The organism is Mycobacterium sp., from assembly GCF_032162105.1.
Classification (GTDB): domain Bacteria; phylum Actinomycetota; class Actinomycetes; order Mycobacteriales; family Mycobacteriaceae; genus Mycobacterium.
Genome location: NZ_JAVRPS010000296.1, coordinates 1 through 4209 on the forward strand (window position 1 = coordinate 1; position 4209 = coordinate 4209).

6 protein-coding genes and 1 pseudogene are annotated in these 4209 nt (G+C 67.7%); 1 reads left to right on the plus strand and 6 read right to left on the minus strand.

Translation table 11 applies throughout. From position 1 onward, the window contains the following. Window positions 1-242 (plus strand): annotated as a pseudogene (locus tag QOC69_RS15280) ((4Fe-4S)-binding protein); the annotation flags it as partial. A 28-nt stretch (window positions 243-270) separates the two neighbouring features. Here QOC69_RS15280 and pth read toward each other — a convergent pair. From pth to QOC69_RS15310, 6 genes are all read right to left on the minus strand, one after another. Next, on the minus strand, window positions 271-849 hold the full coding sequence (pth, locus tag QOC69_RS15285) for an aminoacyl-tRNA hydrolase (RefSeq protein WP_526440925.1): 579 nt from the start codon (window positions 847-849) through the stop codon (window positions 271-273). Between the two features lie 24 nt (window positions 850-873). Next, window positions 874-1539: a 50S ribosomal protein L25/general stress protein Ctc gene (locus QOC69_RS15290; RefSeq protein WP_526440927.1), complete on the minus strand. Its 666-nt coding sequence runs from the start codon at window positions 1537-1539 to the stop codon at window positions 874-876. A gap of 164 nt (window positions 1540-1703) precedes the next feature. Further along, the gene (locus QOC69_RS15295; RefSeq protein WP_526440929.1) at window positions 1704-2570 is read right to left on the minus strand and encodes an SDR family oxidoreductase; all 867 of its coding nucleotides are present in this window, start codon (window positions 2568-2570) and stop codon (window positions 1704-1706) included. 58 nt (window positions 2571-2628) lie between these two features. After that, window positions 2629-3255 carry an LpqN/LpqT family lipoprotein gene (locus tag QOC69_RS15300; protein WP_526440936.1) on the minus strand — a complete coding sequence of 209 codons (627 nt, stop codon included), beginning with the start codon at window positions 3253-3255 and terminating at the stop codon, window positions 2629-2631. Window positions 3256-3287: 32 nt separating this feature from the next. Continuing rightward, the gene (gene arsC / locus QOC69_RS15305) at window positions 3288-3665 is read right to left on the minus strand and encodes an arsenate reductase (glutaredoxin) (RefSeq protein ID WP_526440931.1); all 378 of its coding nucleotides are present in this window, start codon (window positions 3663-3665) and stop codon (window positions 3288-3290) included. Beyond that, window positions 3666-4209: ribose-phosphate diphosphokinase (locus tag QOC69_RS15310; protein WP_526440933.1), on the minus strand; the 544-nt coding region annotated here is incomplete at its 5' end.

Below are 4209 nucleotides of genomic sequence, written 5' to 3' on the forward strand. Positions count from 1 at the left end.
TGTCCTTCAAGGCCAACTACAAGGCGGCGTACTGCCTGGCCGTGTGCCCGGCGGGCGAAGAGGTCATCGAACCCTTCCTCGACGACCGAAAGGGGTTCATGGATCTGGTTCTTCGCCCGCTGCAGGAAAAGCGGGAGACGCTGTACGTCTTGCCGGACTCGGCCGCGAAGGCCCATGCCGAGAAGCGGTATCCGCACAAGCCGGTCAAGGTCGTGGACAGCGGTATCACGGGCCGCAGTTAGTTCCTCGGACTGTTCGCGGGGAAAGGAACTAGGCCCAGGCGTGCACCGTGTTCTGGGCCGGCTCGAGCCCGAGCTCGATCAGCAGTTCGGTGGCGTCGGCGGCCTGCTCGCAGATGGTCGGGACCTCCGTCCGCTCGGTGGCGGTGAAGTTCTCCAGCACGTACGTCGCGCCCGACTTGCGGCCGGGCGGACGCCCGACGCCGATCCGGACCCGCTGGAAGTCGTTGGTACCCAACGCCGACGACACCGAACGCAGGCCGTTGTGCCCGGCCACCCCGCCGCCGAACTTGAGCCGGATCCGACCGAAGTCGATGTCGAGTTCGTCGTGCACGATGATCAGGTCTGTAGGCGCCACGGAGTAGAACTTGGCCAGCGGCCCGACCTGGCGACCCGACTCGTTCATGTAGGTGCGCGGCTTGGCCAGGATCACCGACCTGCCGCCGATCCGGCCCGTCGTCACCTCGGCGCCGGAGCGCTTGTGCACCTTGAACCCCGAGCCGATGCGGTCGGCCAGGATGTCGGCGACGACGAAACCGACGTTGTGCCTGGTCTTGGCGTAGCCCGGTCCGGGGTTGCCCAGGCCGACCACCAGTAGCGGTTCGGCCACGACAGAGCTTCCGTTCTACCCGAACTATTCGGAGTCGGCTTCGGCGGAGGCCTCCTCGGCCTCGTCGGCCGCCTCGCCCTCGGCAGGTGCGGCCTCGGTGCCGGCGCCTTCGGCCTCGAGGTCCTCGGCGGTCGGCGCGTTGATGACGTTGACCACGAGCAACTCGGGATCGGAGATCAGCGTGACACCGGCGGGCAGCGGGACCTGGGCGGCGGTGAACTGGGTGCCTGCCGGGATGCCCTCGACCGACAGCGTCAGGTTCTCCGGGATCGACATCGCGTCGGACTCGATCTCGATGCTGTTGGCCTCTTGGTTGACCAGGGTGTCCGGACCGGCCTCACCCTCGACGACCACGTTGACCTCGACGGTCACCTTCTCGCCGCGACGGACGATGATCAGGTCGACGTGCTGGATGCTGCGGCGGATCGGGTGGATCTCCAGCGCCTTGGGCAGCGCGAGAGCCTCGGTGCCGTTGATGTCCAGAGTCAGAACAGCGTTGGTGCCGGAGTTGCGCAACACGGCGGCGAACTCGCGGGCCGGCAGCACCAGGTGCTGCGGGTCGGTGCCGTGGCCGTAGAGGACGGCGGGGATCTTGCCCTCGCGGCGGGCTTGACGCGACGCGCCCTTGCCCGTCTTGGCGCGGACCTCGGCGGTCAGATTGTTCGCGGTGCGGGCCTTGGTCTTGGCCATGGTGTCAGCTCCTGTGCCGGTCTGAAGATGGGCGCGGCAAGGGCGACTCGAAGCAGCTGGGCTGCGGATCGGTTCCCGTCGATAACGGTGGCTCCCCGGAAAACCGAAGCCACCCTCGCCGTGATCGCCAGCAAGGTTAGCGCAAAGCGGTGGCGATCACGAAATCACAGTGCGAATTTAGTGTCGGTGAGCTGCTCGGATAGGTCCCACAACGCCCTCGCGGTGCTGGTCGACTTTGCCAGCGGGCTGCGGGCGACGCGGCGGGAGGGACCGCGCATCGAGAACCGCGGTCCGATGAAGCTGTTGCCCGGCAGATCCTGCGACGCGGCGTACAGCGTCTGGCGGGCGCCGAAGTCGGCGTCGGTGGCCAACTTGTTGCCCAGCGACATGAGCGTGCCGCTGATCCTGCCTGCGGCATGGCTCTGCAGGTTCGTCGCGGAGTACCCGGGATGCGCGGACTGCGACGTCACCTGTGACCCGGCGGCGTCGAGCCTGCGCTGCAGCTCACTGGTGAACAGCAGGTTGGCCAGCTTGGACTGGCCGTAGGCTAGCCACGCCGAGTAGGGGCGCGACTTCCAGTTCAGGTCCTTGAGGCTGATCTTGCCGAGCAGGTGCATCATCGACGACACCGTGACGACGCGATCGGACACCTTCGGCAGCAGCAGGTTGGTCAGCGCGAAGTGGCCGAGGTGGTTGGTGCCGATCTGGCTCTCGAATCCGTCGACGGTCTGCGCGTACGGCACGGCCATGATGCCTGCGTTGTTGACCAGTACGTCGACGCCGTCGACACCTTCGGCGAACTCCCGCACCGAGGCCAGATCCTGCAGGTCGAGCTTGCGGACCTCGACGTCGCCGGTCATGCCGGAGGCGGCGGCGTCGCCCTTGGCGGTGTTGCGGACGGCGAGCACGACCTTGGCGCCGACCCGGGCCAGCTCACGCGCGGTCACCTCGCCCAGGCCGCTGTTGGCGCCGGTCACGATGACGGTGCGGCCGGCGAAGGAGGGGAGGTCGGCGGCGGTCCATTCGCTCATGGCGCTCAGCCTAGTGTCCGGGCGGGCTCGATCCGGGGTTCGCTGGTTTGCCGGGACGCTACGTCGGCTTGACGACGAATCCCCGCAGGATGGCCTCGATGTCGGGCCCCTGCGCGGCGGCCTGGTCGGCGAAACTCGTGATCGTGAGCTGGATCAGGTACTTCTGCCCTGGCACGTTCGCCCGGACGGGCGTGCCGGTGGCGATCACCACGCGGTTGTAGCTCTGCATCCGCTTGCCGTTCAGGTCGTAGGTGCCCTCGATCATCGACGACGGGAAGCCCCGGTAGTTGTCGGCGGAGCCGTTGAGGCGCTTGAAGTTCTCCGACAGCTCCGCGTCGGCGTCGGCGTGCTTGAGCGCCTCCTTGACGTCGAAGTCGCCGGTCAGCTGGAAGACCAGCAGCATCGCCGTCGGATACGTGTCGCCCTTGGCGATGACGCGGGTGCCGGGGGCGAGGTTGGGGTTGGAATAGGGGTGCCAACCGGGCGGGGTGGGTATCGAGACGGTCAGGTCGGTGATCTTGTCGGGTGCCACCGGCGCTCCATTGACGCCGAGGTTCTCCAGGTACGCCGACAGCGGTACCGGCGCTTCGGTGCTGGTGGTCGTCGTCGTGGTGGCCGACGTCGACCAGATCGAGTGGTAGTCGGGCGTTGCGGGCCCACAGCCCGCCACGGCCACGACGGCCATGACCACCGCGACCACCGGCAGCGCCCAGCGGATCACAGAATCTCGCGGACGGAGTCGATCGGCCTGGCCAGCCGCGTGCCCTTGGTGGTGGTGACGAACGGGCGCTCGATGAGGATCGGGTGTTCAGCCATGGCGTCGAGCAGTTCGTCGTCCGAGGCGTCGGCGAGGCCGAGTTCGGCGTACAGCGCCTCACGCCTGCGCACGGCGGAGCGGACGTCGATGCCCGCATCGGTGATCAGCTCGACCAGCTGGTCGCGCGTCGGCGGGGTCTTGAGGTAGAGCACGATCTCGGGTTCGATGCCGTTGTCCCGCAACAAGTCCAGCGTCTTGCGCGACGTCGAGCATTTGGGGTTGTGGTAAATGGTTCCCGCGGAGGCGCTCCGGCGCCGACCTTCGCCGGAAGAGCCCATCTACGCCGACCCGTCGAACAGCCCCGTGACGGAGCCGTTGTCGAAAACCGCGCGAATCGTGCTGGCCAGCAGCGGCGCGATCGACAGCACCGTCAGCTGCGGGAAGAGCTTGTCCTCGCCGATCGGCAGCGTGTTGGTGACGATCACTTCGCGGGCGCCGCAGTCGGCAAGCCGCTGCGGCGCGGGATCGGACAGCACGCCGTGCGTGGCGGCGACGAGGACGTCGCCTGCGCCGTCCTCGTGCAGCAGCTTGACCGCGCCTGCGATGGTGCCGCCGGTGTCGATCATGTCGTCGGTCAGGATGCACGTCTTGCCACGCACGTCACCGACCACTCGGTTGGACTTCACCTGGTTGGGCACCAGCGGGTCGCGGGTCTTGTGAATGAAGGCCAGCGGCACGCCGCCCAGCGCGTCGGCCCACTTCTCGGCCACTCGAACGCGGCCGGAGTCGGGCGACACCACGACCATGTCGTGGTCGGAGTAGTTCTCGGCGATGTAACCGCACAACAGCGACTGCGCGCGCATGTGATCCACCGGGCCGTCG

Excerpts from the sequence above, each read along its gene's own strand:
- QOC69_RS15295 (WP_526440929.1), bottom strand. The coding sequence starts at position 2,570 with ATGAGCGAATGGACCGCCGCCGACCTCCCCTCCTTCGCCGGCCGCACC.
- QOC69_RS15290 (WP_526440927.1), bottom strand. The coding sequence starts at position 1,539 with ATGGCCAAGACCAAGGCCCGCACCGCGAACAATCTGACCGCCGAGGTC.
- QOC69_RS15300 (WP_526440936.1), bottom strand. The coding sequence starts at position 3,255 with ATGGCCGTCGTGGCCGTGGCGGGCTGTGGGCCCGCAACGCCCGACTAC.
- arsC (WP_526440931.1), bottom strand. The coding sequence starts at position 3,665 with ATGGGCTCTTCCGGCGAAGGTCGGCGCCGGAGCGCCTCCGCGGGAACC.